This is a genomic window from Achromobacter sp. 1014246743, assembly GCF_059760725.1.
Genome location: NZ_JCBANA010000085.1, coordinates 1 through 25,907 on the forward strand (window position 1 = coordinate 1; position 25,907 = coordinate 25,907).

Genomic DNA, 25,907 nt, shown 5'->3' on the forward strand with positions numbered 1-25,907 from the left:
GGATTGTCAGGCCAGCGCCCGCGCCAGCCAGTCGACCAGCGCGCGGGCGCGCGCTGGCAGGCGCCGGGGGCCGCTCAGCGCATAGAGCGTGACCGGCTCCATTTCCCAGCCCGGCAGCACCGGCACCAGCCCGGCGGCAAGCGGGGCCGCCGTGCCGGTGGCATGCAACGCGGCAATGCCGACGCCACGCGCGGCGAGCTGCATCGCCATGGCCGGCGCATCGACGCCATAGCGTTCACGCACCGTGACCACTACCCGTTCCGACCCCGACCACAGCCGCCAGCGAGCCGGCCGGCTATCGTGCCCGCGCTGCGGACCGACATGCAGGCCGATGCAGTCGTGCATCGCCAGTTCGATGGGATGTTCGAGCGGCGGCTGCCGCGCCAGGTAGGCGGGCGCGGCGTACAGGCGGGCACGCAGGGCGCCCAGGCGACGGGCCACCCGGGCGGGATCCGCGGGCGGCTCCAACCCGATGGAAAGATCGCAGCGCTCGCGCACCGCGTCAGTTTCGGCGCCGCTCGGGCCCAACTGGACCCGCACGTCTGGATGCCGCTCGGCGAAGGCCGCAAGCGCCGGCGCCAGCGCGTCGTGCACGCGGGCGTCCGGCAGGATCAGGCGCAGCGCGCCCGCCTGGGTCAAATCCCTCATCCCCATATCCGGTGCGATCGCCGCCGATCAGAATGCGTAGACCACGCCGACGCTGCCGAATACATTGGCGCGGCGCTCGGTGAGCGGACTGTCGCGCGCGTCGCCCAGCAGGGTGTTCACGCCGACGGTGGTGATGGTGCTCCAGCTGGGGTTGATGCGGTACGACCAGTTGGCGAACACGGCTGCCGACTTGAAGCCCGACGATGGCGAGTAGGTCGACAGGCCTTCGCGGCTGCGCGCGGCCTGGCTGGAGGTCACGCCGAACCAGGTCTGCATGGCATCGTGGCTGGCCCATTGCGTGCTGGCGCCGACGTTGACGCGGTGGGCGCCTTCTTGCCAGGCGTTATAGGTGGCGCGCAGTTCCAGCGTGCCGCCGTAGCCGCTGCGCGCGGCCTGCCGGTAGGCCGCGCCGAGCGACCAGGGGCCGGGCGTCCATTCGACGAAGCCGCCGTAGGTGGCGTGAAAGTCGATGTCGTCCAGCCCTTTGGTGCGGTCGGCGTCGCTGGCATCGCGGCCCAGCGCCATGCCCAGGAAGACGCCGGCTTTCCAGTCGGGCGCCAGGTCGGTCTGCAGGCCCATGGCGGGCAGGCCGGCGCGCGGCGAGATGAAGAAGTTGCCCGCACGGTAGTTGATCAGCGGGACGGGCAGGGCGCGGTAGTCGCGCGAGCCTTCATAAACCGGGACGTATCCAACGCCCAGGCCGATGAAATTGGTGCCGGGTTGATCGGCCTGGGCCTGGCCTGCGGCGCAGGCCAGGACGGCGGCGGTGGCGGCGCCTCTTGCTAACATTGCCAGCTTCATTGCGGGGGTCTTCCTTTCTGGTGAGCGTTGCGCACGGCACGGCCGCGGCGCGACAAGGCGCTCATTGTCGAAGCGCGCTTTTAAAAATTCTTTAAATCCGGGACGGCACAATGCCGCACCATGGATAGTCAGGGAGTGTTCGTGCAAGTCTTGCTGGTGGAAGACGACGCCATGCTGGGGGATGCCTTGCGCACCAGCCTGGCGGGGTCGGGTATGCAGGTCGATTGGGTCCGCGACGTGCCGGCCGCGCGCCTGGCGTTGGTCGAACATGGCTACGGCGCGGTGCTGCTGGACCTGGGCTTGCCCGGGGGCAGCGGCCTGGCGGTGCTGAAACACCTGCGGTCGCGCTACGACGCCACGCCGGTGCTGATCATCACCGCGCGCGACCGCCTGACCGAACGGGTGCAGGGCCTGGATGCCGGGGCGGACGACTACATCGTCAAGCCGTTCCAGCTCGATGAGCTGCTGGCGCGGTTGCGCGCCGTGGTGCGGCGCAGCCGCAATTCGGTGGTGTCCGTCCTGCGTTGCCGCGATGTGCTGCTGGACCCGGCCCGGCGCGTGGTCACCAAGGCGGGCGCCGAAGTGGTGCTGAGCGCCAGCGAGTACCGCACGCTCTTGGCGCTGATGGAACGGGCCGGCCAGACCGTCAGCCGCGAACAGCTGGAATCCGCGGTGTACGGCGGCAGCGGCACCATCGAAAGCAATACCGTGGCGGTGTATATCCATCAACTGCGGCGCAAGCTGGGCGACGACCTGGTGGCGACCGTGCACGGCCTGGGCTACCGCATTGCCACGGCGGACGCGCCATGAAAACCCTGCGTCGACGTCTGACTATCACCTTGTTGCTGACGCTGCTGCTGACGTGGGCGGCCGTGTTCTTTTGCCAGCAGCACGCCATGAACGAGGCGCGCACCGGCATACGTGACCAGGCCTTGATGGACAGCGCCAACCAGACCATCCTGTCGCTGCGGCGCAATCTCCTGGCCGAAATGACCGATGAACGCTTCGAACTGCCTCCCTCCAGCCTGTACCGGGGAGATCGCAGCCTGGTTCAGATCTGGTCCCTGCAAGAGCGCCGCCTGGTGCTGCGATCCCCGGAGGCGCCGGCCCAGCCCCTGAATCCGGGCTTCGAGGACGGTTTCAGCGACGGCCAAGGAGAGGGGGAGGGCCTGCGCGTGTATACGCTCAGCGATGCTTTCGGCCAGGTACAGGTGCAAATGGCGCGCGCTGACAGCGTGTTGCGGGCCGAGGCCGTGGCCGCCTTCAAGCGAGGCCTGCTGATCGTATCGGCGTTGTTCCTGTTGTTGGCCGCGGCAATCTGGATCGTGGTGCGCCAGGCCTTTCGCCGGGTGGACCAGGCCGGCGAGGCGATCCAGCAACGCGCGCCGTTCGATCTGGCTCCGTTGCCGCTGGACAATTTGCCCGGCGAGCTGCATCCCTACGTGCAATCCATCAATACATTGTTGTTGCGTCTGCAAGCCGCCATGGACCATGAGCGGCGCTTTCTGGCTGACGCCGCGCATGAACTGCGTACGCCTCTGGCCGCGCTCAGCGCCCAGACCGAACTGCTGTTGCAGGGCATTGCGGGTACGCCGGCGGCCGAAGTCGGCGTCAAGCTGCGCGCGGTCGCGCAGCGCACCGCGCGCCTGGCCGAGCAGCTGCTGGACCAGGCCCGCATGGACGCCGTCAGCGAAAAGGGCTCCGACCCGGAAACCGTGGCGCTGGATCAATTGGTGGTGCTGCTGGTGCGTGATGGCGAAGCGGCCGCGGCGCGCAAGCGCCAGCGCATCCAGCTGGACGTGCAGGCCTGCGAGGTGCGCGGGCGCATGGACACCCTGGGCGTGCTGGTGCGCAACCTGTTCGACAATGCCTTGCGCTATACGCCGGATGATGGCCAGATCGCGGTCGCTTGCGGACCGGCGCAAGACGGCGGGGCCTGGCTGCGCGTGGCCGACGATGGCCCGGGCATCGCGCCGCCCGAACGCGTGCGGGTGTTTGATCGTTTCTACCGCGGCGCGGGCGTGGGCGCCGGGGCGGGCGGCAGCGGCATCGGCTTGTCGCTGGTGGCGCAGATTGCCGCGCGGCACGGCGCCACCGTGGCGTTCGCGCCGGGGCTGAACGGCCGTGGCGTGGGGCTGGTCGTGACGTTTCCCGGCTTGCTGCCGGCGGCCACCGCACTCGGATGAGCGCGGCCGCCGCCGTGGGCGCCGCTTATTGATCCAGCTGGATCTTGGCGTCGGCCGCCACGTTCTTCCACTTCTTCACGTCGCTGGCGATCACGTTCTTGAACGCCTCCGACGTGCCGGCCACCACCGTGCCGCCCAGGCTGGCCATCTTGGCCTTGACCTCGGGATTGTTCAGCGCCTTGACCGACGCGTCGTGCAGCTTCTGCGTCACGTCGGCGGGCAGGCCCTTGGGCGCCAACAGGCCGTTCCAGGCATTGGCTTCATAGCGCGGCAGGCCGGCTTCCTTGAAGGTCGGCGTGTCGGGCAGTTCCGGCGAACGCGTCTCGGCGGCGATGGCGATGGGGCGAATCTGCCCGCCCTTGATGTACGGCAGCGAGGCCGGCACGGGCTCCCAGATCATCGAGACCTGGCCGCTGATCACGTCGGTGAACGCCGGGCCCGCGCCGCGGTAGGCGATGTGCATGAGCTTGGCGCCCGTCATCGACTTCATCAGTTCCATGGCCAGGTTGCCCAGGCCGCCCGCGCCGGACGAGGCGTAGGTGTACTTGTCCGGGTTGGCCTTGGCGGTGGCGATCAGCGCGTTCAGGTCGGCGGCCGGAAAGTCCTTGGTCACGCTCAGCACGCCCGGCACGGTGACCAGCTGCGTGATGGCGGTGAAGTCCTCTACCGCGTCGTAGGTCAGGTTCTTGTACACGGCGGGGTTGGTGCCGTGGGTGCTGGACGAGGCCAGCAGCAGGATGTAGCCATCGGGCGCGGCATCGGCCACGAAGCGCGTGCCGATCGAGCCGCCTGCGCCGGCCTTGTTCTCGACCACCACGGTGGCGCCCAGTTCGGTGCCCAGCTGCGCGGCGAACACGCGGCCGATGATGTCGGCGGTGCCGCCGGGGGCGAACGGCACGATCAGGCGCACGGGCTTGTTGGGATAGTCGGCCTGCTGGGCCGAGACCGCGCCGGGCAGCAGCGAAGCGCCGGTCAAGAGCGCCACGGCCAGGGTGGTTTTCGTCAATGTCATGGGGTGTCTCCAGGCGAAGGTTAGTCGAGGCCGTTGAGCCAGTCGACGATCAGTTCGGCGATGCGGTCGCTGTTGCGGTCCAGCATGCAGAAATGCGAATTGCCGGCGATGCCGGCGGCGGGCAGGTCGAGCACGTCGGCCCGCTTGCCCGCGCGGTGCAGCGCGTGCCAGTAGGCGTCCGTCTGGGCGCGGTAGCGCTGCCAGGTGTCGTGGGCGGCGAAGTGGTCGCCCCAGACCAGCAGTTGCGGGGGCAGGGGGCCGTCGACCGTGGCGGGCGTGCCGGTGGGTTCCACCGCCACCACCGCGCGGATCGGGCCGGGGCATTCGCGCGCCAGTTGCGTGGCGTAGCCGCCGCCCTGGCTGTGGCCGATGACGATGCAGGGGCCGGCCAGGTCCAGCAGCAGGCGATAGGCGTCCAGCGCCATCGCGTCATGGTTCAGCCAGCGCGGCACGAACTGCTTGGCGAAGGTATCGAAGGCGTCTTCGGGAAACTGCTGCCCGGGATGGGCGCGGCGCGGCTGGCCGGCCGGCGCGTAGCCGCCGGCCGGGCCGATGCGGAACAGCTGCCAGGCTTCTTCCTTGGACCGGAAGATCGGTGCGGTCTCGTAGACCTGTGGCGTCATGGCCCACGACGCACGGCCGCGTTCGGGCGCATCGGCCACGAACACGTCGTAGCCCGATTGCAGCAGGCGCCATAGCCAGCCCTGGCGGCCGTCGGGCGTGCTTTCCCATTGGGCGCCGGTCATGCCGCCGCCGTGCCACAGCAGCACGGGGCAGGGGTGGCGTGGCTGCGCCAGCCGATATTCCTGCACGTAGAGCTGGCCGGCGCTGTAGCTGCCGTTCATGTCCAGGGCCCGCGCCGAGGCATTGCCCACGACTTTCTTTTCCACGACCGGCAGTCCGCTCGCCACGACGTCGCGCCCGCCCAGGAAGTGGCTGCGCAGGGTTTTCAGCAGAATGGGGGCGTCGGGCATCGGCATCTCCGGAAGGACGCCGTAATACTAGTTGTAACTAAAGCCGGCTTTGTGCAAAATGTGCAGGCGCTGTGCCGGATCGGCACAGCGCCATGACAAGCAGTCGGAGACAAGATGGACATCAAGTGGCTGGAAGACTTCGTGGCGCTGTCCAAGTCGCGCAACCTGTACCAGGCGGCCGAGGCCCGCAACGTCACGCACCCGGCGTTCGGGCGTCGCATCAAGGCGCTGGAAGATTGGGCCGGCGTGCCGCTGGTGGAACGCGGCCACCAGGTGTCCACCCTGAACCCGGCCGGCCGCAGCATGCTGGCGGCGGCCATCGACGTGCTGGACATCCTGCGTGAAACCCGGCTGAGCCTGCAAAAGCCGGAACTGGCGCGCAGCCGCAAGCTCTCGATCGCCTCGGGCAAGACGCTGGCGCATTCGGTGCTGCCCGGGTTGATGGCCAGCGTCCAGCAAGGCCTGCCGCCGTTCCAGCTGAAGGTCATCACCACCACGCTGAACTACGGCGTGGACATGCTGGCCGAGGGCGAGGTCGATTTCCTGCTGTGCCATGCGCACGAACCGCTCTATGCCCAGATCGACAACCCCAATTACCGCTGCCGCCGGGTGGGCGCCGACAAGCTGGTGGCGGTGAGCGCGCCGCTGGCGGCGGGCAGCAGGCACCCGCGCCATGCCGTGCCCAAGCTGGCCTGCGACCCGGCCGTGCCGTTCCTGGCCTACGCCGACAGCATGTCGCTGGGCCGCATCCTGCACGACCGGCTGCGGGGGCTGTGCGTCACCGCGCAGTTGCAGACGATGTATGAATCGGATCTGGCCGATGCCCTGCACGCCATGGCCCGCCAGGGGTTCGGCCTGGCCTGGCTGCCGCACACGCTGGTCGAGGCCGACCTGCGCGCAGGCAACCTCGTGCGCGCCGACAGCGCGCGCAACGATATCCATATGGAGATCCGGCTGTACCAGTCGGTGGACAACGCCAAACCGCTGGCGCGCCAGGTGTGGGGCCGGATCGAGGCCTACGCGGCGCGCTAAAATAGTCCGATTCCCTCCTGACATCCCACCACAGGATTCCGCGCCATGAACGCACGTATCCCCGACGACGCCCTTCCTCCTACCCTCGATCCGAAGGCTCTGCAGGCTTTTGTGGACGACAAGTGGGACAACGAGATCATTCCCGCGCTGACCGACTACATCGCCATTCCGGCCAAGAGCCCGGCGTTCGACGCCGACTGGGAAAAGAACGCGTTCATCGAGCGCGTGGTGCGCGACGCGGCGCAGTGGGTAGAAGCCCAGAAGGTCTCGGGCCTGACACTGGAAGTGGTGCGCCTGCCGGGCCGCACGCCCGTCATCTTCTTTGACGCGCCGGCCACCCGCAGCGACAACGGCGACACGGTGCTGCTGTACGGCCACCTGGACAAGCAGCCGGAATTCTCGGGCTGGCGCGCCGGCCTGGGTCCCTGGACCCCCAAATACGAAGACGGCAAGCTGTATGGCCGCGGCGGCGCCGACGACGGCTACGCCGTGTACGCCTCGCTGACCGCCATCATGGCGCTGGACAAGCAGGGCATTCCGCGCCCGCGCTGCGTCGGCATCGTCGAAACCTGTGAAGAATCCGGCAGCTACGACCTGCTGCCCTATGTGGACGCGCTGCGCGATCGCCTGGGCAACGTGGCGCTGGTGGTGTGCCTGGACTCGGGCGCCGGCAACTACGACCAGTTGTGGATGACCACGTCGCTGCGCGGCATGGTGTCGGGCACGCTGGAAGTGCAGGTGCTGGACGAAGGCGTGCACTCGGGCGATTCCAGCGGCGTGGTGCCGTCGTCGTTCCGCATCCTGCGCCATCTGCTGGACCGCCTGGAAGACAGCGCCACCGGCCGCCTGCTGCCGCAAAGCCTGCATTGTGAAATCCCGGCCGAGCGCATTGAACAGGTCGCCGCCACCGCCCGCATCCTGGGCGACGAAGTGTGGCGCCGTTTCCCCTGGAGCTGCGGCGCCGAAGGCGGTTTCGTGCTGCCCATGACCACCGAACCCGAACAGGCCCTGCTGAATCGCACCTGGCGTCCGACGCTGTCGGTGACCGGCGCCGAAGGCCTGCCGCCGCTGTCCAGCGCCGGCAACGTGCTGCGCCCGCGCACTGCGTTCAAGCTGTCGCTGCGCCTGCCGCCGCTGGTCGACGCGGTGGCCGCCTCGCAGGAAATCAAGGAACTGCTCGAAGCCGACGCGCCCTACAACGCCAAGGTGATCTTCAAGGCCAACGAAGGCGCCGCCACCGGCTGGAACGCGCCCGCGTCCGTGCCGTGGCTGACCAGCGCGCTGGATGCCGCCTCGCAGCAGTACTACGGTTCGCCCTGCGGCTACATCGGCCAGGGCGGCACGATCCCGCTGATGAGCATCCTGCAGAAGGGCTTCCCCAAGGCGCAGTTCATGGTGTGCGGCGTGCTGGGCCCGAAGTCCAACGCCCACGGCCCGAACGAATTCCTGCACGTGCCCTATGGCAAGAAGCTCACGGCCGCGGTCGCCCAGACCATGGCGGCCATGCCGACTGCGTAAAGGGCGGGGCGGTAAACGCAACGCGGACCCGTACATGGGTCCGCGTTTTCATTGGCAGCTGCACTGATGGCGCAGCCTGAGGCGCTAAGCCGCTGCCCGTGTGGCCGAGCGAGAAAACACCACACTGAGCGATGTGTTCGAGGTGGCGCGCAACGTGACATCGCTGCGCGGCCGGGCCAACAGGGCTGAACCCCGTGCCATGACCCAGAGCCAACCGATGACCGGAATCATGGGCAGTACCGTTTCGGTGAACGAGGCCGGGCGGTTGATCGGGGTGAGTTCGACTGTGCTGGACAGGCCGTCGCGCGCCAGCAACGACTGGATGCGTTGGGTGGCGTCGTTCAGCGTGTCGATGTTCTCGAGAAAGAAACTCTGTCGCTGGCCCAGCACCGAGACCAGTTCATCGTCGTGCATGCGGTTCAGGAAATACGTGCGCGCTACAGACATCAAGACCTCCGCGATTGGGGTTCCGTCACTCTACACCAGGCGTGTCGGCCCCGCTGACCGGTCGCCTATACTCCCTTTTTTCTAGGACTTACCGTCATGATTTCCACCTCCGACGCCTACGCCAACGTGGTCGCAGAAACCCGCCACTGGCTGACCCAGGCCGTGATCGGCCTGAACCTCTGTCCGTTCGCCAAGGCGGTTCAGGTCAAGGACCAGATCCGCTTTGCCGTCAGCGACGCGACCGACGCCGAAGGCGTGTTGACCGACCTGCAGGACGAACTGGCCCTGTTGGCAGAGACCGATCCGGAAAAGATCGACACGACGCTGCTGATCATTCCGGACGCGCTGGACGACTTCCTGGATTTCAACGACTTCGAAGAGCTGTCCGACCGCCTGCTCAAGCGCATGCGCCTGGTGGGTGAATTGCAGGTTGCCACCTTCCATCCGCAGTTCCAGTTTGCCGATACGCAGCCGGACGACATCGAGAACTACACCAACCGTTCGCCGTACCCGATCCTGCACCTGCTGCGCGAAGACAGCATCGACCGCGCGGTGGAATCCTTCCCGGATGCCGCCGAGATCTACGAAAAGAACATCGAGACGATGAACCGCCTGGGGCTGGACGGCTGGAAACGCTTGATGACCAAGGCGTGATGTGTACCGGGATATCCCTAGATAGCCCCGGCGCCATATTGCATACAAGATACCGTCATCGAGACCCCCGCCGTTTGGCGGGCGGCCTGTGCCTCCTTTCCCCCTTATCGTTGATCGCAGGGCTTGCCACGGCCGGTTGCCGCGCGCCTGCCGTGCACGCCTGTCCGGAGAGCCTTATGCCGTTCACCCGCCGCCACGCCCTGGGCGCGCTTGCCGCGCTGCCGTTGATGCCTCGCCCCGCCCGGGCACAGGCTGACTTTCCCACCCGCCCCGTGCGGCTGCTGGTCGGCTTCGCGCCGGGGGGCCTGACCGATATTGCCGCGCGTGCGCTGGCCGAGCGCATGAGCAAGATACTGAAGGGCAACGTGGTGGTGGAAAACCGCCCGGGCGGCCAGGCCATCATCGCCACCGTGGCGGTGGCGCGGGCCGAACCCGATGGCTACACGCTGGGATTTGCCGGCACCAATGGCATGATCCTGAATCCCTTGCTGTACAACAACCTGCCGTACCAGGTGTCCGACTTCAAGCAATTGGGGTCGATGGGCAAGTCGCCCATGCTGCTGATCGTGCATCCGGCGCTGGGCGTGAAGAACGTGCAGGAATTCATCGCGCTGGCCAAGAAAAAGCCGGGCGACCTGACCTGCGCCCACGCCGGTCGCGGCGTCATCAACCACCTGGCGCTGCTGCACTTCCAGTCCAAGACCGGCACGCAGTTCCAGGACGTGCCCTACAAGGGTAGCGGCCCGGCGCTGCTGGACCTGATGGCGGGCACGGTGCAGTGCACCTTCGATTTCCCGACCTCGGCGCTGCCCAATATCCAGTCCGGCAAGCTGCAGGTGCTGGCGGTGACGGCGGACAAGCGGCTGTCCAGCCTGCCCGACGTGCCCACCATGAAAGAGGCGGGCGTGGACGGCATGGAACTCTATACCCGCATGATGATCTCGGGCCCGGCCGCGATGCCGGGCAGCGTGGTCCGCACGCTGGAAAACGCCGTGCGTGAAGGCACGCGCGACCCCGGCCTGGTGCAGCAGTTCGCCGCGCAGGGCGTGACGGTGGAATTCACCTCGTCGGCCGACCTGGACCGCGTCATTGCCGAAGAATCCGCGTTGTGGGCCGGGGTGATCCGCGCCAACAACGTGCCCAAGACCGACCTGAAAGGTTGAGAACCGCCATGACCGAGCAGCCCCGCATCACCGTCAGCCCGGAATTCGCGCTGATCGACGTTGCCCGCGAGATCCGCCTCGACGGTTTCGCGCCCTATGCCTTCGTGACCGTCACGGCGCGCATGCGCATGTGCGGCGCGCCGTGGCAGTCACAGGCCGTGTTCCTGGCCGGCCACGACGGCAGCCTGGACCTGGCGCGTGACTGCCCGGTGTCCGGCAGCTATGCCGAGCCGTCGGCGATGGGCATCGTCTGGTCGATGGTGTGCACCGAGATGGATCGCGTGGTGTTTCCGCCCGATCGCACCGAGCCGCTGACCATCGAACTGCATGCCACGGACGGGCAGCGCAGCGCCAGTGCGCAACTGGTGCAGGATTTCGTGGACGACGGCGTGACGCACCGATCGGTGCGCGAACAGGTGGGCGGCATGACCGTATCCGGCGAACTCTACACGCCCGCCGGCCCCGGCCCGCATCCGCTGGTGATCTACATGAACGGCTCGTCCGGCGGCGTCAATGCGCCGCGCGCCGCGCTGTTCGCCGCCCGCGGCTACCAGTGCCTGGCGCTGGGCATCTTCAATTACGAAGGCCGGCCCAAGTACCTGAACGACATGCCGCTGGAATACTTCGAGCACACGCTGCGCTGGGCGCGCGACACGCTGCAGCCGCGCGATGGCTTCGTGGCGCTGTCGGGCATCAGCCGGGGCGGCGAGACCTCGCTGCTGGTGGCCGCGCATTATCCCGAGCGGGTCAGCGCGGTGGTGGCCTACGTACCGTCGCCGGTCACGCACGGCGTGGTCAGCGCGGGCGAGCCGGGCACCGGGCGCAATGCCCAGGTCTGGCTCAAGGGCGGCGAACCCTTGCCGCATCTGTGGCAGGACAACGCCAGCGCCGATTGGGACGCGGCCTACGCGTCCGATCCGCCCTACCGGCAGACCCACGCCTTTCTCAGCGCCAGCCGCGACGCGGCGGCGTTCGAGCGGGCCCGCATCCCGGTCGAGAACTATCCCGGCCCGGTCATGCTGGTCAGCGCGTCCGACGACGGCTTCTGGCCGAGCACGGCGTACTCCGAGATCGTGATGCGCCAGCGCCAGGCGCACGGCCTGCCCACGTTCCACCATGTCTGCATGGGGGCGGGGCACCACGTGCACTATCCCTATCTGCCCGCCACGCTGATCAGCAAGCCGCACGCCATGTCCGGCCTGCTGCTGGATGCGGGCGGCACGCCGGCCGCCAATGCGGCGGGCAACGAGGGGTCTTACCTGGCCGTGCTGGATTTCCTGGGGCGGGCGTCCGGGGCCGCCCGTTCGTAGGACGTTTCAAGGCCGGGCACGGGCGGGCGCGCAGCCCGTGTGGCCGGGGCAATCAGGGGGCGTCCGTGAATAGCCGCTCGCTGATGAAATCCACGAACACCCGCACCTTGGGCGACAGGTTGCGGTTGGACGGCCATAGCGCCTGGAAGCGGCCTTCGCCTTGCACGTGGTCGGCCAGCACGACCTGCAAGCGTCCGCTTGCCACCGCATCGTGCACCAGAAAGTCCGGCATGCAGCCGATGCCGAAGCCGCTGACGGTGGCGCCCAGCAGCGCTTCCATGTTGTTGCAGGTGAACGCCGTGGCGATGCGCGGCGGCGCTTCGCCTGCGGACAACGTCAGCGGCCATTCCTGCAGCGTGCCCGCGTTGGGGTAGCGAAAGCGCACGGCGCGATGCCGCTCCAGGTCGCGTGGCCGTGCAGGCACGCCATGCCGCGCCAGGTAGGCCGGCGCCGCGCATAGCTGCAACCGGTACTTGCCCAGCGGCCGCGCCGCCAGGCGCGAGTCGGGCAGGTCGCCGCTGCGGATCGCCACGTCGACGCGCTCGCCGATCAGGTCGACGATGCGGTCGTTGAAATCCATGTCCAGCTCGATGCCCGGATAGCGCGCCGCAAAGGCCGGCAGCACGGGCAAGAGAAAGTGATAGCTGACCAGCGGCGCGCTCACGTGCAGCCGCCCACGCGGCACCTCCAGGGTCTGCGACAGCATGGCGTGGGCATCGTCCAGGTCTTCCAGGATGCGCTTGCAGCGCTCGTAGAACAGTCGGCCTTCGTCGGTGAGCTGCATGCGGCGGGTGCTGCGCTGGAACAGGCGCACGTGCAGGTCCTTTTCCAGCTTGGCCACGGCCTTGCCGACGGCGGACGGCGACAGGTCCAGGTCGCGGGCGGCGGCGGCAAAACCACCCAGCTCGGCGCTGCGGACAAACGGCATCAAGCCGCTCAAGCGGTCCATGGGGGCTCCATTGCGGAAATTAATTCTCTTGTGTGTGGATTTTTACCCTATTTATCCGGAAGTCGTGCGCAAGTATCTTCAATGCCGTTGCGTCTACCTCTGGTTTCTTCATGTCCCCATCCGCTGTTGCGCCGCTTGCCGCGGCCCGCAAGACTTTGATCCTGATCGCCGTATGCCTGGCTTGCGCGGCCATGCCGCTCAGCTTTACCGGGCCGGCCGTCGCGCTGCCGTCGATCGCCCGGGCGCTGGGCGGCGAACCGGTGGCGCTGAACTGGGTCACCAATGCCTTCATGCTGGCGTTCGGTAGCGCATTGCTGGTGGCTGGCGCCCTGGCCGACCGCTATGGCCGCCGCCGGGTGTTCCTGGCTGGCACGGCCTTGTTCATCGCGGCCTCGATCGGCCTGGTCTACGCGCCCGGCATCGTCAGCTTCGATTGGCTGCGCGCCGCGCAAGGCCTGGGCGGCGCGGCGATCTTCTCGGGCGGGGCTGCCGCCCTGGCGCAGGAATTCGATGGCCTGCCGCGCATGCGGGCGTTCAGCCTGCTGGGGGCGAGCTTCGGCGCGGGCCTGTCGTTCGGGCCGATTTCGTCGGCCTGGCTGATCGAACACTACGGCTGGCGCAGCATCTTCTTGCTGGTGACCGGCCTGGCGGTGGTGGCACTCGTGCTGGGTGCGCGCAGCCTGCGCGAATCGCGCGACCCGGATGCGGGCCGGCTGGACTGGCCCGGCGCAGCCGCCTTCACCGCGGCGCTGGCGCTGTTGACGTGGGGCATCATGCGGGTGCCCCAAGAAGGTTGGGGCGATCCGCTGACGCTTTCGATGCTGGCGGGCGCGTTGCTGCTGTTCGTGGCTTTCACGCGGATCGAACTGCGCACGGCGCGGCCGATGCTGGACCTGACGCTGTTTCGCTACCCGCGCTTTGTCGGCGTGCAGTGGCTGGCGGCCGCGCCGGCCTATGCCTTCGTGGTGTTGCTGATCCTGCTGCCGGTGCGTTTCATCGCGGTGGACGGCCTGGGCGAAATCGCCGCGGGCCGCCTGATGATCGCGCTGTCGGCGCCGTTGCTGGTACTGCCCGTGGCGGCCGGCCTGATGACGCGCTGGATGGCACCCGCCGTCATCTGCGGCGCCGGCCTGCTGGTGTCCGCGGGCGGCCTGGCATGGCTGGCCGTGGCGATGACGGCCGGTGAACCCCAGGCCTTCATCGGCCCGATGCTGATGATCGGCGTGGGCATCAGCCTGCCCTGGGGGTTGATGGACGGCCTGGCGGTCAGTGTCGTGCCCAAGGAACGCGCGGGCATGGCGACGGGCATTTTCAGCACCACGCGAGTGGCGGGCGAGGGTGTGGCCCTGGCCATCGTCAGCGGCGTGCTGGCGGGGCTGACGGCGCGTCACATCGCGGCGTCGGTTCCCGGTGGGGCCACGCACGCCGCCGAGGCCGCCCAGCGGCTGGTGGCGGGCGATTTCGGCGCGGCCGCGCAGCTATTGCCCACGGCGGAGCGCGCCGTGTTGGTGCTGGCATCGGGCCAGGCTTTCGCGAGCCTGCTGTGGGGGCTGTCGGCGGTGACCGTGCTGACCGCGCTGATCGTGTTCGTATGCCTGGGACGCTCGGAGCCGACCCGCGCGGCGCGTCAGCCCAGCCGCATCGACACTTCGACGTCGCCGCTGAACGGGGTGGACAGGTAGCCCGATTCCGGCGACCGCACGCGGGCCAGGTATTCGGGGCAGTGATCCGCATTGTCGGCCACGATCATGGCGCCCGGGCGCAGGCGGCTTTCCAGCAGCGCCAGGATGTCGGAATACAGGGCCTTGGCGCCGTCCAGCAGCACCAGGTCGATCGTGTCCGGCAGATCGCTGGCCAGCGTCTGCAGCGCGTCGCCCTGGCGGAATTCCACCAGGTCGGACAGGCCGCCCGCGATCAGGTTTTCACGGGCGCGCACCACCTTGGACGGCTCGAACTCGCTGGTGATCAGGCGGCCACCGCCGTTGTCGCGCAGCGCCGCCGCCAGGTGCAGCGTGGAGATGCCGAACGAGGTGCCGAATTCCACGATCTGACGCGCGTTGCCGCTGCGCGCCAGCATGTAGAGCAGCGTGCCGGTTTCGGGCGAGACGGCCAGCGGCAGGTCCTTCATGCGGCCGTAGAAATCGCGGTAGTCGGTCTTGCTGCGCATCAGCCGCGCCCGCTCGGCGTCGGACATCGTGGCCAGGGCCGGGTCGGCGGTGGACCACGACGCATCGGCCTGCGTGAACAGCAGGTCCAGCAGCGGGGCCACGGGGGAAGCAGTCAGGGTATTGGTCATGCGGGTATCCGTTGTCAGGTGAGCGAGTGCGGCAGCGTCAAAGGGCTTTCAGCACGGTCCGTGCAAGCGCCACCGGTACGGGTTTAGAATACGACGAATTCGTCGCATTTCTCTATTCGCATTTCGGGGCACCCCATGACCACACGCCGCAGCGCCCGGCTTTCAGAGCGAAAACAGCCTCAGCAGGCCCGTTCGGCGGAGCTGGTCGCCGCCATCCTGCAAGCCGGGGCTCAGGTTCTGGCCAAGGAAGGCGCACAGCGCTTCACCACCGCCCGCGTCGCGGAAAAGGCCGGCGTCAGCATCGGCTCGCTCTACCAGTACTTTCCCAACAAGGCCGCCATCCTGTACCGCTTGCAGATGGAAGAATGGGCGCAGACGTCAGGCCTGCTGCGCGGCATTCTGGAAGACGCCAGCCTGCCGCCGCCCGAGCGCCTGCGCACGCTGGTGCGCACGTTCCTGCATTCCGAATGCGAAGAGGCCGTGATGCGCGTGGCGCTCAACGACGCCGCGCCGCTGTACCGCGATGCGCCCGAGGCCAAGGCCACCAAGGAAGAGGGCGCCCGCATCGTCCAGGCCTTTCTGCGCGAAGCGCTGCCGCACACACCCGAGGCCACCCGCGCGCTGGCCGGCGACCTGATCACCACCACGTTCAGCTCGGTCGGCAAGCAATTCTCGGAAAGCCCGCGCACCGCCCAGGAAATCGACGCGTATGCCGGGGCGCTGGGCGACATGCTGTGTGCCTATCTGGACAGCCTGGCGTCATCCGGCCGGGGGTAAGATTGCCGCTCATTCCGGCGCCTGCGAGGTTAGGCCATGCATTCTCGTTTTGACGTCGCCAACGGCCATGCCGTGCTGGCTGGCGAAACCGTTGGTCGTGGTGATCCCGTCGTGTTTCTGCATGCGTCCATCTGCGATCGCCGCATGTGGCGGCCCCAGATGGCAGGCATCGCGGCAAGCTGCCAGGCCATCGCCTACGATCGTCGCGGTTTCGGCGACACACGCGGACAGGCCGAGGAACATTCGGCCGTGGCTGACCTGATGGCCGTCATCGATGCAGCCGCCGGGGACAAGCCGGTGATCCTGGTGGGGTGCTCGCAGGGCGCACGCATCGCCCTGGACGCGGCGCTGCTGCATCCCGCCTCGGTGCGCGGCCTGGTGCTGATATCGCCGACCGTAGCCGGCGCGCCCGAAGCGGCGCCGCCGCCCGCGCTGCAAGCGCTGATGGCGCCGTTGAAGGCGGCCGAGGCCGCGCGCGATATCGATCAGGTGAACCGCCTGAAAGCGCGCTTGTTCCTGGACGGCCCCCTGGCCGCCGAAGGCCGTGTCACCGGATCGGTGCGCGAGCAATTCCTGGACATGCATGGGCGGGCGCTGCGCGCAGCGCCCGCGGGTGCCAGCCAGGACAACGTGGCGGCGTACTCGCGCCTGCAGGAATTCACGGCGCCCGCGCTGGTAATGTGGGGCAATCTGGATTTTCCCCACATCCAGGAACGCGCACGCAGCGTCGCGCAGATGCTGCCCCAGGGCGAGGCGTACGAATCGGTCGACGCCGCGCATCTGCCCAGCATGGATCATCCGGCGGCCATCACGGAACGCCTTCTGGCCTTCATTCGCTGCTGTCCGCCTGGCGCGGGCCACGCTTTTTCATAACGGACGCTCATGCCGCATTCCTCTCCCGTCGCGCTGGTCACCGGATCCACGTCCGGCATCGGCGCCGCCATCGCCCGGCGCTTGTCGCGCGAGGGCTATTCCATCGTCTTGCATTCGCGCCGTTCGGCCGATGCCGGCCACGCGTTGGCCGCCGAACTCGGTTCGGCTATCTACGTGCAGGCGGACCTGGCCGTGGATGCCGACCGGGTCCGGCTGGTGCGCGAGGCCGTGGCCGCCTGGGGGCGGTTGGACGTGCTGGTCAACAACGCCGGCATCAGCCGCGTCATTCCTCATGGCGACCTGGCCGCCGCCACGCCGCAGGTCTGGCACGCGATGCACGAGGTGAACGTGGTGGCGCCCTTTCGCCTGGTGGCCGAGGCGCAGGCGGCGCTGCTGGCCTCGGCGGCGGGCGGCAAGCCGGCGTGTGTCGTCAATGTCAGTTCACACGCCGGGGTGCGGCCCAAGGGCGCGTCCATTCCGTACGCCGCCGCCAAGGCCGCGCTGAACCACGTGACCCGGCTGCTGGCCGTGTCGCTGGCGCCGGCCATCCGCGTCAATGCGGTGGCGCCCGGCCTGGTGGATACGCCGATGACGCAGGACTGGACTGCGGCCCAGCAGCTCTGGAAGGAACGTGCGCCGATGCGCCGCGCCGCCAGCCCCGACGACATTGCGCAGGCCGTGGCGTTGCTGGTGCAGTCCGATTACCTGACGGGGGAAATCCTGCTGTCGGATGGGGGCTTGAACCTGACCTGACGGGCCTGGGCCGGCCGCGCCATCGCCCGCGCAATCATGGGGGGATGCCGGGCACGCCCAGCCGGATGTTGCGCGAGTACCGCGCCGGGTCGGTGGTGGCGCGGGCACGCTCGGTGTAGCGGCCGGCTTGTCGATAGGCCGCCGCACTGTCCGCGCCTTCCAGCGCACCCAGCCGGTACAGGTACTCGGGCAGATAGCCCGAGAGCAGCAGCCGGTAGTCCAGCGGCAGGCCCGGCACGATCTTGTCGGCCAGCTGGTAGATGATGGTGATGCAGTTGGCCGTCAGCGTGTTGTAGAAGCGGGGGCAGCGCGCCAACTGGCTGGCCGTGTCCACATACGACAGCAGCAGCTTGCGGGCCGCGCCTTCCGGCATGTGCACCCGATACAGGTAGCCGTCTTCGCCGCGGACATTGGTGCGTACGCGCAGGCTGTCTTCTTCGGCCGACGCCAGCACCGACAGTTCGTACCGGCGAAAGAACCCGCCGATTTCCGAGAACTTGTCGTGCAGCTTGCGGCGGATTTCGACCGAAAACACCACCTGCTGCCCATCGGTGAAGCCGAACGACACCAGCGCATGCGCGACGGCCGGCCGGCCCCAGTACGACAAGGCCAGGTCCACCGAGGCCAGGCGCGACAGGTCGTAGGTGCGCGTTTCCCAGCGCTCGTCGTAATCCGTGGCGCTGCGCCAGTTGAAGTTGCGCACGTTGTGCAGGGTCAGCGTATCGCCTTGCAGCGACCCGTGCGTGATGCGGGCGACTTCCGGAATCCACTCGCGGTCGTTGGACGGCCGCACCCCCCAGCGCCACCAGGCCAGCAACGCCAGCAGCAGCGCGCCGAAAGCCCAGGCCGGCAGCGTGTGGCCGGTGGCCAGCCCGATCAGCGCAACCGCCGCCAGCGCCAGCCAGACGATGGGCAGCAGGGGGCGCCCGCGCCCGCCCGCCAACGGCTGGAACCACAACGCCAGCGCGCCCCAGAGCGCGCCGGCCATGATGACCAGGCCCACGGCGACAGCCGCCATCACGGTTGCGCCTGCGCGTTGCGGGCGCCTGCCTCGCGGTCCTGGCGGCGCCAGCCGGCACGCAGCGCCGCGATCTGGCGAATGGCCGCCTGCGACATCTTCCACCAGCCGAACGGCCGGGGATCGGCCAGCATGCTCAGCGCGCGGGCGTAGTCCAGCGTCAGGCCCGGGGTCCAGGCCATGGTCAGGGCGCGCTTGCGGATCTGCGCGGCCACCCAGAGTTCGGGCGTGAGCAACAGACGCAGCAGCACGCCCCAGCCCGCCTTCGGGCCGTGCAGGCGGCCCACCACGCCATCCAGCGCCGCTTCCAGCGCCGCCGACACCGAGCTGGAACAGTTGCGGTGCGTCAGGTTGTAGATCTCGGTCTGGCGGTATACGTCCCAGAACGCCTGCAGCTTGGCCGCGTCGTAGTTGCGGATGCGCACCTGCATGGTCGACGGGCACCAGGCGCGGGACTCGGTGGCGTAATCGGGCTGGTACACGCCGGGCACGTTGTTGTCGGCGGTGGCGCGCAGCAGCGTGCCGAATTGTTCCGGCGAATGGTCGATTTCCTGGGCGGGGTACAGGCTGATGTACACGCCTTCGGGCGATTCCAGCGCGGCGTGGCCGGTGGACACGACGCCGTTGATGTCGACCGCGGCGATGTAGCGGTCCAGCACCGGGTAGTTGCGCGTGGCCGTCTTGGCCGAGCCCGACGGCGTCCAGACATGCACCGTCAAGGCCCGTTCGCTGGCCAGCGGCGGCCCGTCGAACACGGTCTGGGCGGGGCCATCGACGCGGGTGGGCATGAAGTCGGGACGCGGGTTTTCGGCCAGCGCGGGATTGGAATCCAGGCTGCGCACCCGGCGCGCCAGCCACACCAGCTTCATGCCCGAAAACGCCAGGAACAGGCCCAGGCAGTACGGCACCGTGCCGACGTAATGGGTGGGGTAGGGCTGGAAGAAGAAGATCGCCAGCAGGACTTCGACCACGCCGGACGCAAACACGTAGCGCCAGCGCGGATAGCGCACCACGTAGGCGGCGATGCACTGCAGCAGCCCGTCCGCCAGGAACAGCAGGCCGAAGATCATCGACAGCAGGAAGTGGCCATGATGGTGGCCGGCCAGGATCATGATGCCGGCCGCCAGCACGAACACGCCCTTGGCGTAGCGCAGCACCCGCTGGCCGCCCACGCCGGATGTGGCGATGGCCAGCGTCGCCAGCCCTTCGATGACGAACAGCACGGCAAACAGGTACAGGGGAAAATACAGCGCTCCATCCAGTGCGTCGATGAAGATGATGACGCCGGCCGCCAGCACCAGCCAGCCGACGATGGCGAGTGCGCGGGCGCGCTTGTGCAGGTAATCGACGCCGAGCAGCAGCAAGACCAGGTGGCTCATGTTCCTAGTGCTCCGTAGAGAGGGGCCGGTATTGCGATTGGGGTAGAGCAGGTGGCGCTGGGCGGACGATGTCGCGGCGCCGCTGCCAGGGCGGTACTAAAGTATCACGGGTGTCCCGCCGTGCGGGCACAGGGCCGGCCTCGCAAAGACACCGGCGTCGAGCGATGCCGGGCCGCCTACCGGTGGGCCACGGCCTGCAGCCAATGGCTGGCCAGGTCCAGCACGATGCGTTCCTGTTCGCGATGCGGCACGTGGCCGCAGTTTTCCAGCAACGCCTGCTTGCCACCGGTCAGGCCCGCGATGCGCTCGGGATGCGCCGCGGAGCCGTATTCGTCCAGCTCGCCGTGCAGCGCCAGGACGGGGCAGCGCACGTGCCGCAGTGTGTCGTTCAAATTCCAGTCGGCGAAGTCGGGCGACAGCCACGTGTCGACCCAGGCGGCCAGCACCCAGGCGGCCTTGTCGCCGTGGTATTTCTTCAGCCGGTCCAGTTGGCCGGGGTCGGCGAAATTGCGTTGCGCCGCGCGAATGCCATCCAGCGTGCGGTCTTCGGCGAACGCCTGGGCCGATTCGGTGATGAGCGCCACGCAGTCGTCGGGGTAGGCGGCCGCGGCGCAGATCGCCATGCCGCCGCCCACGCTGTGGCCCAGGCCGATGTAGCGGCCGATGGCCAGCGCCTGGCGCAGGTCATGAAAGCCCTCGCGCGCCTCTGCTTCGACGAAGCCCGTGGCAAGCGTGGCGGGGTTGGGGTCCGACTGGCCAAAGCCCAGTCGGTCGTAGGCGATGACGCTGCGGCCGGTGGCCGCAGCCAGGTGCTCGGGAAAATCTCGCCACAGGTCCACGCAGCCCAGCGAGTCGTGAAACAGCACGACGGGCGCCGCAGCGCCATCCGCTGCCGCAGTCGCGGCCTGGCCCGCCGGTTCCCAGCGGCGCGCGAAAAGGCGGCCTTGCCGGGTGGGCACGTGGATATCCTGGCGGGTAATCGGAAGCATGTCGGGGTCCTGGTGGGGTGGGGCGCTCGGCGGCGCCGCCTGGGATAGCCTCCGATTATAGGAAAGCCGGCCTATTCCTCGCTGGTCCATTCGACCTGCACGCCCAGGCTGCGCAGGTTTTCGACAAAGCGCGGGTGGGCGCGGCGGATCGGCGTGGCGTTGCGGATTTCCGAGCGGCCGTCGATGCTGCTGGCGATCATGAACAGCGCGATCGCGACCCGGATGATGTAGGGGCTTTCGACCACCGCCGGCGTCAGCGGGTTGCCGCCAAAGGTGATGACCCGGTGCGGGTCGGACGAAAACACATGGGCGCCGAACTTGGACAGCTCGCCCGTCCAGCCCAGCGCGCCGTCGTAGACCTTGTTCCAGAACATCGCGTTGCCTTCGGCGCACACGCCCAGGGCGATGAAGATCGGCAGCAGGTCCACCGGAAAATACGGCCAGGGCGCGGCTTCGACCTTGGTCAGCACATTGCTGGTGAAGGGCGTCTGCACCTTCAGGGGCCCGTTGCGCAGCGCGCGCGACCAGCCATTTTCGTGCACGATCTGCACGCCGAACTTGGCGAAGGTGCGGTCGATCAGCGGGAAATTGCCGGGCGTGCTGTTGCGCACCACCACGTCGCCGCCGGTGATGGCGCCCAGCGCCAGGAAGGTCGTGATTTCGTGGAAATCTTCTTCGAAGGTGAACTCACCGCCGCGCAGCGTCGCGCCGCCGCGCACCGTCAGGCGCGAGGTACCGATGCCGTCGATGTCGGCGCCCATCATGGCCATGAAGCGGCAGAATTCCTGCACGTGCGGTTCGGACGCTGCGTTGGTCAGGGTGGATTCGCCAGCGGCCGCCGCGGCGCACAGCACGAAGTTCTCGGTGGTGGTGACCGATGCGTAGTCCAGCCAGTGATGGGTGGGCTTGAGCGGACCGGCGCTGCGCACCAGCAGCGAACCGCTGGCGCGTTCGACCTCGCCGCCGAACGAACGGAAGATATCCACGTGCGGATCGATTTCGCGCACGCCCAGGGTGCAGCCCTTGACGTTGTCTTCCAGCCGCGCCACGCCAAAGCGCGCCAGCAGCGGCGGCACCAGCATGATGGACGAGCGCATTTCCTCGGGCAGCCGGTGCCTGGCCGCGTCGAACGCGGTGTCGCGGTGGTGCAGGTCCAGCGTGCGGGTGCTTTCGTCCAGCCGCACCTCGCTGCCCAGCGTGCGGAAGATGTCCAGGATCTTGCGCACGTCGGTGATGTCGGGCACGCCATGCAGCCGCAGCGGCTGGTCGGTCAGCAGCGTGGCGCACAGCACGGGCAGCACGGCGTTCTTGTTGGCTGACGGAGTGACGCGGCCGCGCAGGGGCGTGCCGCCGTGGACGATGAGATTGGACATGGGCGAGGAGCTTGGACGACAGGAAAAGCGGGTTGGGGGAAGGGCGCGGGAAATTGTACCGGGCGGGCCAGGCGGGCGCCGGGCGGCCCTGGGCGAAATGGTGTCAGACTGCAAACCGTGTTGCCTGGCTTTGCGTGGGTAGGGGTATCGGTCTTGCGTTCAGCCCTGGCGTTGGCCCAGGGGGGGCGGGTTCGAAATCTTGGCGCGAGCCTGGAATATTGGGGCCAGCCTGCATGGACGCCCCGGGGCAGCTTGGGTATAAAGTCCGCCGGGCCATTGCCCCGAGCCAGTCCGCCTTTTCGCCAAGGACCGCCGCCATGAGCACTGCCAACGCTGCAAAATCCGCAAAAGCCGACAAAGCCGACAAAGCCGATCCTGTCGCCGCCGCCGCGTCATCCCCCGCCCAGCAGATCGACGCCCGCATCCGCGAGTTGGCCGACTGGCGCGGTGACGTGCTGGCGCGGGTGCGCCAGTTGATCCGGCAGGCCGTTCCCGATGTCATCGAGGAATGGAAGTGGCGCGGCGTGCCGGTGTGGTCGCACGGCGGCATCCTGTGCACGGGCGAGACCTACAAGAGCGCCGTGAAACTCACCTTCGCCAAGGGCGCCGCGCTCGAAGACCCGGCGGGCCTGTTCAACGCCAGCCTGGACGCCAATACCCGCCGCGCCATCGACATCCACGAAGGCGACGCGATCAACGGCCAGGCGCTGAAGGCATTGATCCGCGCCGCGGCGGCGTTGAACGCGGCGGGCAAGCAGGCAGCGGCCAAGAAAGCGATAGCGAAGAAAGCCGTAGCCAAGCAAGCCATACCCAAGAAAGCCCAAGGCGTCTGATCCCGTTCAGGCCAATTTCAGGGCTGCTCGTTAAGATGCGCCTGTTGTCGCGGCAGCTCGCCGCCGCACCGTAAGCGTTCACGTCAACCAACGCGCCTTCGGACCGCCTGTGCTGCGGCCGGGCGCGCCCGTGCGACCGCTGGGCCAGGCCCGCTCTGGCGCAGGCGTCCCCCGCATCGGGACTGCACTCATGACCCAACCCGCTATTCAAGCCTCGTCCGCCGCTGCGCCGCCGGACGCGCGCCGGCTGTTTTTCACCGCCTTGCTGGTCGCCGCCGCCTTCTTCATGGAGAACCTGGATGGCACCGTCATCACCACAGCCTTGCCCGCCATGGCGCAGGACTTCGGCGTGTTGCCGGTGGACCTGAATCTGGGCGTCAGCGCCTACCTGCTGACCCTGGGCATCTTCATTCCCATCAGCGGCTGGATGGCCGACCGCCACGGCGCGCGTCGGGTGTTCTGCGCGGCCCTGGTCATCTTCACCCTGGCGTCGCTGGCCTGCGGGCTGGCCGACAGCCTCTGGTCGTTCATTGCCCTGCGCGTGCTGCAGGGGGTGGGCGGCGCCATGATGGTGCCGGTGGGCCGGTTGGTGGTGCTGCGCCATACGCCCAAGCACGAACTGATCCGCGCCATGTCCATCCTGACCTGGCCCGCACTGACCGCGCCCGTGCTGGGGCCGCCCGTCGGCGGCTTCATCACCACGTACGCCTCGTGGCGCTGGATTTTCTATCTGAACCTGCCGCTGGGCCTGGCGGCCCTGGCTGCTGCCTGGGTGCTCATCCCCGATGACCGCGCGACCGAACGCCGGCCGTTCGACTGGGCGGGTTTCCTGTGGATCGGCGGCGGTCTGTCGGGCCTGTTGTGGACGCTGGAGCAGTTCGGCGCCTCGGCCCCGTCGTGGGGGCGCATCGGCTTGTGGATGGCTGCCAGCGTCGCGCTGCTGGCGCTGGGCGTGCGTCACCTGGGTCGGCACGCGCATCCCATGTTGACCCTGTCCCCGTTGAAGATCCGCGCTTACGCCGTCAACTTCTGGGGCGGCTCGCTGTTTCGCATGTCGGTGGGCGCGGTGCCGTTCCTGTTGCCACTGATGTTCCAGGTGGGCTATGGCATGGACGCCTTTCGCGCCGGCTTGCTGGTGATCGCGGTGTTCGCCGGCAACCTGCTCATGAAGCTGTTCACCACCCAGGTGTTGCGACGTTTCGGCTTTCGGCCAACCCTGCTGGGCAATGGCGCGCTCAATACCGTGGCATTGGCAGCGTGCGCCCTGATCGGCCCGCAGATGCCGATGGGTATCACCGCGCTGATCCTGTTCATCGGCGGCATGTCGCGGTCGATGCAGTTCACGGCCCTGAATACCCTGGCGTTTGCAGATATGCCGCAAGCGCAGATGAGCGCGGCCAACACGCTGTTTTCCACCATGTCGCAACTGGCGCTGGGCATGGGCATTGCGCTGGGCGCCATCGCCATTCGCATCGGTGAATGGGCCGTGCCGATGCTGGGTCTGGAGAGCGCGCCGGGTGCGGCCTATCGGTTGGCGTTCGTTGTGGTGGGAGGGGTGTCGTTGATCGGCATGCTGGACCTGTTCGCGTTACCGCGCGGCGTGGCCGACGACGTGTCGCGGGGGCGGCGGGCGTAAGGCGCAACCCTGCCACGCCAGGCGCGTCGCGCCCAGGCGTGTGCGTCCCCGTGGCGTTAGCCGCCCGTACCCAGCAACCCGCCAGGGCCGAACGCCAGCCGCGCAAAGCGCTCGCCCATGCGGCGGTGCGACGCGCCGTCCGGATGCAATCGATCGGGCAGCGGCAGTTCGGCAAAGTCCGCCGGGCCATACAGCGTCATGCCGTCCAGATAGCGCAGTTGCGGGTCGGTGGCGGCGCGCTGCGCGACGATGCGGCGCAGTTCGTCGCGAATCACCGTCAACGTCAGCTTGCCGGCCTGCCGCTCGGTCGGGTTACCGGTGGCGCGAAAGGCCACCTTGCCAGCGGCCAGGGCGTCGGTATCGAAGGCCCCGGGGCCCGGCGTGTCTTCATGGATCGGGCAATGGATCGGCGACACCACCAGCAACGGCGTATCGGGATGGCCGTCGCGGATCGTGTCCAGGAAACCGTGCACCGCCGGCCCGAAGGCGCGCAGCCGCATCAGGTCTGCATTGACCAGGTTGATGCCCAGCTTCAGGCTGATCACGTCGGCCGGCGTGTCGCGGATGACGCGCGCGGTGAAGGGGTCGAGCAGCGCGCTGCCGCCGAAACCCAGGTTCACCAGTTCCACGCCGCCCAGGCGGGCGGCCAGCACCGGCCAGATGGCGGTGGGGCTGTCGCCGTTGGATCCGTGGCTGATCGAGCTGCCGTGATGCAGCCACACCGGCCGGCCATCGCTCTGCACCGGTTCAAGCGGGGCATCGCTGCGCAGGGCGACCAGTTCGGTGGTTTCGTTGTGGGGCAGCCAGATCTCGACCCGCTTGGCGTGGCCGGGCAGATCGTCAAAGCGCAGCGTCGCGAGTGCGCCCGTGTGCCGCGAGACTGCGCCCGTAGCCATGTTGATCGTGATCACATCGCCGCCATCCGCGCGGGCCTGCGCGGCCAGTTGGCCGTCGATCTGCAGGTCGTAGATGCCCACAGGCCGTGGCGGTATACCGGCATAGACGTAGCGCGTGGGGGCAACATCCAGTTCAATCCGCGTGGCGGTGGTCTGGAACACCAGGCGCACACCCGACGGCTGCGATTCGGCCATGGCCAGTTGCGGGTCCGGGCACTGCTGACGCGCCCACGCAGGCAGGCGATGCGGCAGCAGGCCGCGCGCGGTCGTTTCCAGTTCAAGGGCCCCGCGCACCAGCGCCGGGGCGATCGAGGTGGCGTTCAAGGCAGGGCGCGCGTTCGTCATGCGGTGAAATCCGTGCGGGTTCAAAGCGCGCGATCTTAGCAAGGG

The 25,907-nt window shown here is 68.3% G+C and carries 25 protein-coding genes; 13 read left to right on the top strand and 12 right to left on the bottom strand.

Translation table 11 applies throughout. The annotated features are described in order from the left end of the window. Positions 1 to 6: 6 nt before the first annotated feature. Both AC6LJ2_RS26240 and AC6LJ2_RS26245 read right to left on the bottom strand, forming a co-directional pair. Entirely contained in the window at positions 7 to 648 is a 642-nt protein-coding gene (locus tag AC6LJ2_RS26240; RefSeq protein ID WP_445656762.1) for a substrate binding domain-containing protein, read from the bottom strand. A gap of 27 nt (positions 649 to 675) precedes the next feature. Further along, a complete protein-coding gene (locus AC6LJ2_RS26245) occupies positions 676 to 1,449 on the bottom strand; it encodes a MipA/OmpV family protein (RefSeq protein WP_263914137.1) in 774 nt (257 codons plus the stop codon). 141 nt (positions 1,450 to 1,590) lie between these two features. Here AC6LJ2_RS26245 and AC6LJ2_RS26250 point away from each other — a divergent pair, with 141 nt between their 5' ends. Together AC6LJ2_RS26250 and AC6LJ2_RS26255 are read left to right on the top strand one after the other, a co-directional pair. Beyond that, positions 1,591 to 2,259 (top strand): response regulator transcription factor, encoded by a 669-nt coding sequence (locus AC6LJ2_RS26250; RefSeq protein WP_445659185.1) that lies wholly within the window; start codon positions 1,591 to 1,593, stop codon positions 2,257 to 2,259. Next, positions 2,256 to 3,635 carry an ATP-binding protein gene (locus tag AC6LJ2_RS26255; RefSeq protein ID WP_498152488.1) on the top strand — a complete coding sequence of 460 codons (1,380 nt, stop codon included), beginning with the start codon at positions 2,256 to 2,258 and terminating at the stop codon, positions 3,633 to 3,635. Before AC6LJ2_RS26250 ends, AC6LJ2_RS26255 begins: the two co-directional genes overlap by 4 nt. Positions 3,636 to 3,660: 25 nt before the next feature. Here AC6LJ2_RS26255 and AC6LJ2_RS26260 read toward each other — a convergent pair whose 3' ends face one another. Both AC6LJ2_RS26260 and AC6LJ2_RS26265 read right to left on the bottom strand, forming a co-directional pair. Beyond that, positions 3,661 to 4,647: a Bug family tripartite tricarboxylate transporter substrate binding protein gene (locus AC6LJ2_RS26260; protein WP_263914135.1), complete on the bottom strand. Its 987-nt coding sequence runs from the start codon at positions 4,645 to 4,647 to the stop codon at positions 3,661 to 3,663. A 20-nt stretch (positions 4,648 to 4,667) separates the two neighbouring features. After that, positions 4,668 to 5,621, bottom strand: coding sequence for an alpha/beta hydrolase (locus AC6LJ2_RS26265; RefSeq protein WP_445656760.1), 954 nt, complete (start codon positions 5,619 to 5,621; stop codon positions 4,668 to 4,670). Positions 5,622 to 5,735: 114 nt separating this feature from the next. Here AC6LJ2_RS26265 and AC6LJ2_RS26270 point away from each other — a divergent pair, with 114 nt between their 5' ends. Together AC6LJ2_RS26270 and AC6LJ2_RS26275 are read left to right on the top strand one after the other, a co-directional pair. Beyond that, complete coding sequence (locus AC6LJ2_RS26270; RefSeq protein ID WP_263914133.1) at positions 5,736 to 6,653, top strand: LysR family transcriptional regulator; 918 nt, start codon at positions 5,736 to 5,738, stop codon at positions 6,651 to 6,653. Between the two features lie 45 nt (positions 6,654 to 6,698). Continuing rightward, entirely contained in the window at positions 6,699 to 8,171 is a 1,473-nt protein-coding gene (locus AC6LJ2_RS26275) for a M20 family metallopeptidase (RefSeq protein ID WP_263914132.1), read from the top strand. Positions 8,172 to 8,255: 84 nt separating this feature from the next. Here the strand turns inward: AC6LJ2_RS26275 and AC6LJ2_RS26280 are convergent, their stop codons facing one another. Then, entirely contained in the window at positions 8,256 to 8,618 is a 363-nt protein-coding gene (locus tag AC6LJ2_RS26280; RefSeq protein WP_445656759.1) for a hypothetical protein, read from the bottom strand. A 96-nt stretch (positions 8,619 to 8,714) separates the two neighbouring features. Here AC6LJ2_RS26280 and AC6LJ2_RS26285 point away from each other — a divergent pair, with 96 nt between their 5' ends. The 3 genes from AC6LJ2_RS26285 (at position 8,715) to AC6LJ2_RS26295 (ending at position 11,745) form a co-directional block, all read left to right on the top strand. Then, positions 8,715 to 9,272, top strand: coding sequence for a DUF1415 domain-containing protein (locus AC6LJ2_RS26285; RefSeq protein ID WP_263914130.1), 558 nt, complete (start codon positions 8,715 to 8,717; stop codon positions 9,270 to 9,272). A gap of 176 nt (positions 9,273 to 9,448) precedes the next feature. After that, positions 9,449 to 10,435: a Bug family tripartite tricarboxylate transporter substrate binding protein gene (locus tag AC6LJ2_RS26290; protein ID WP_263914129.1), complete on the top strand. Its 987-nt coding sequence runs from the start codon at positions 9,449 to 9,451 to the stop codon at positions 10,433 to 10,435. An 8-nt stretch (positions 10,436 to 10,443) separates the two neighbouring features. Continuing rightward, positions 10,444 to 11,745, top strand: a complete 1,302-nt coding sequence (locus tag AC6LJ2_RS26295) for an alpha/beta fold hydrolase (protein WP_498152489.1) — start codon at positions 10,444 to 10,446, stop codon at positions 11,743 to 11,745. Between the two features lie 52 nt (positions 11,746 to 11,797). Here the strand turns inward: AC6LJ2_RS26295 and AC6LJ2_RS26300 are convergent, their stop codons facing one another. Continuing rightward, positions 11,798 to 12,694: a LysR family transcriptional regulator gene (locus AC6LJ2_RS26300; protein WP_445656758.1), complete on the bottom strand. Its 897-nt coding sequence runs from the start codon at positions 12,692 to 12,694 to the stop codon at positions 11,798 to 11,800. A 110-nt stretch (positions 12,695 to 12,804) separates the two neighbouring features. Between AC6LJ2_RS26300 and AC6LJ2_RS26305 the strand changes: the two genes are divergently transcribed. After that, positions 12,805 to 14,376, top strand: a complete 1,572-nt coding sequence (locus AC6LJ2_RS26305) for an MFS transporter (RefSeq protein WP_498152490.1) — start codon at positions 12,805 to 12,807, stop codon at positions 14,374 to 14,376. Here AC6LJ2_RS26305 and AC6LJ2_RS26310 read toward each other — a convergent pair. Further along, on the bottom strand, positions 14,322 to 14,990 hold the full coding sequence (locus AC6LJ2_RS26310; RefSeq protein ID WP_498152491.1) for an O-methyltransferase: 669 nt from the start codon (positions 14,988 to 14,990) through the stop codon (positions 14,322 to 14,324). The two genes, AC6LJ2_RS26305 and AC6LJ2_RS26310, sit on opposite strands and share 55 nt — an antisense overlap. Positions 14,991 to 15,125: 135 nt before the next feature. Here AC6LJ2_RS26310 and AC6LJ2_RS26315 point away from each other — a divergent pair, with 135 nt between their 5' ends. Genes AC6LJ2_RS26315 through AC6LJ2_RS26325 form a run of 3 tightly spaced genes read left to right on the top strand, consistent with a single transcriptional unit; the run spans position 15,126 to position 17,393 of the window. Beyond that, complete coding sequence (locus tag AC6LJ2_RS26315) at positions 15,126 to 15,767, top strand: TetR/AcrR family transcriptional regulator (RefSeq protein WP_498152492.1); 642 nt, start codon at positions 15,126 to 15,128, stop codon at positions 15,765 to 15,767. A 36-nt stretch (positions 15,768 to 15,803) separates the two neighbouring features. Next, positions 15,804 to 16,640, top strand: a complete 837-nt coding sequence (locus tag AC6LJ2_RS26320; protein ID WP_498152493.1) for an alpha/beta fold hydrolase — start codon at positions 15,804 to 15,806, stop codon at positions 16,638 to 16,640. A 9-nt stretch (positions 16,641 to 16,649) separates the two neighbouring features. After that, on the top strand, positions 16,650 to 17,393 hold the full coding sequence (locus AC6LJ2_RS26325) for an SDR family NAD(P)-dependent oxidoreductase (RefSeq protein WP_498152494.1): 744 nt from the start codon (positions 16,650 to 16,652) through the stop codon (positions 17,391 to 17,393). 34 nt (positions 17,394 to 17,427) lie between these two features. On the opposite strand, the gene AC6LJ2_RS26330 is transcribed toward AC6LJ2_RS26325, so the two are convergent. The 4 genes from AC6LJ2_RS26330 to AC6LJ2_RS26345 form a co-directional block, all read right to left on the bottom strand. Continuing rightward, positions 17,428 to 18,414 (bottom strand): Lnb N-terminal periplasmic domain-containing protein, encoded by a 987-nt coding sequence (locus tag AC6LJ2_RS26330; protein WP_445656754.1) that lies wholly within the window; start codon positions 18,412 to 18,414, stop codon positions 17,428 to 17,430. Beyond that, positions 18,411 to 19,790 (bottom strand): HdeD family acid-resistance protein, encoded by a 1,380-nt coding sequence (locus tag AC6LJ2_RS26335; RefSeq protein ID WP_498152495.1) that lies wholly within the window; start codon positions 19,788 to 19,790, stop codon positions 18,411 to 18,413. The genes AC6LJ2_RS26330 and AC6LJ2_RS26335 overlap by 4 nt, the downstream gene beginning before the upstream one ends. A gap of 176 nt (positions 19,791 to 19,966) precedes the next feature. Beyond that, positions 19,967 to 20,779, bottom strand: coding sequence for an alpha/beta fold hydrolase (locus AC6LJ2_RS26340; protein WP_263914120.1), 813 nt, complete (start codon positions 20,777 to 20,779; stop codon positions 19,967 to 19,969). 71 nt (positions 20,780 to 20,850) lie between these two features. Then, positions 20,851 to 22,152: a UDP-N-acetylglucosamine 1-carboxyvinyltransferase gene (locus AC6LJ2_RS26345; RefSeq protein ID WP_498152496.1), complete on the bottom strand. Its 1,302-nt coding sequence runs from the start codon at positions 22,150 to 22,152 to the stop codon at positions 20,851 to 20,853. Between the two features lie 317 nt (positions 22,153 to 22,469). Between AC6LJ2_RS26345 and AC6LJ2_RS26350 the strand changes: the two genes are divergently transcribed. Beyond that, on the top strand, positions 22,470 to 22,985 hold the full coding sequence (locus AC6LJ2_RS26350; protein WP_498152497.1) for a DUF1801 domain-containing protein: 516 nt from the start codon (positions 22,470 to 22,472) through the stop codon (positions 22,983 to 22,985). A 190-nt stretch (positions 22,986 to 23,175) separates the two neighbouring features. Next, positions 23,176 to 24,621 carry an MFS transporter gene (locus tag AC6LJ2_RS26355; RefSeq protein WP_498152498.1) on the top strand — a complete coding sequence of 482 codons (1,446 nt, stop codon included), beginning with the start codon at positions 23,176 to 23,178 and terminating at the stop codon, positions 24,619 to 24,621. A 56-nt stretch (positions 24,622 to 24,677) separates the two neighbouring features. Here the strand turns inward: AC6LJ2_RS26355 and AC6LJ2_RS26360 are convergent, their stop codons facing one another. Next, positions 24,678 to 25,862 carry an SGNH/GDSL hydrolase family protein gene (locus AC6LJ2_RS26360; RefSeq protein WP_263914116.1) on the bottom strand — a complete coding sequence of 395 codons (1,185 nt, stop codon included), beginning with the start codon at positions 25,860 to 25,862 and terminating at the stop codon, positions 24,678 to 24,680. Positions 25,863 to 25,907: the final 45 nt, after the last annotated feature.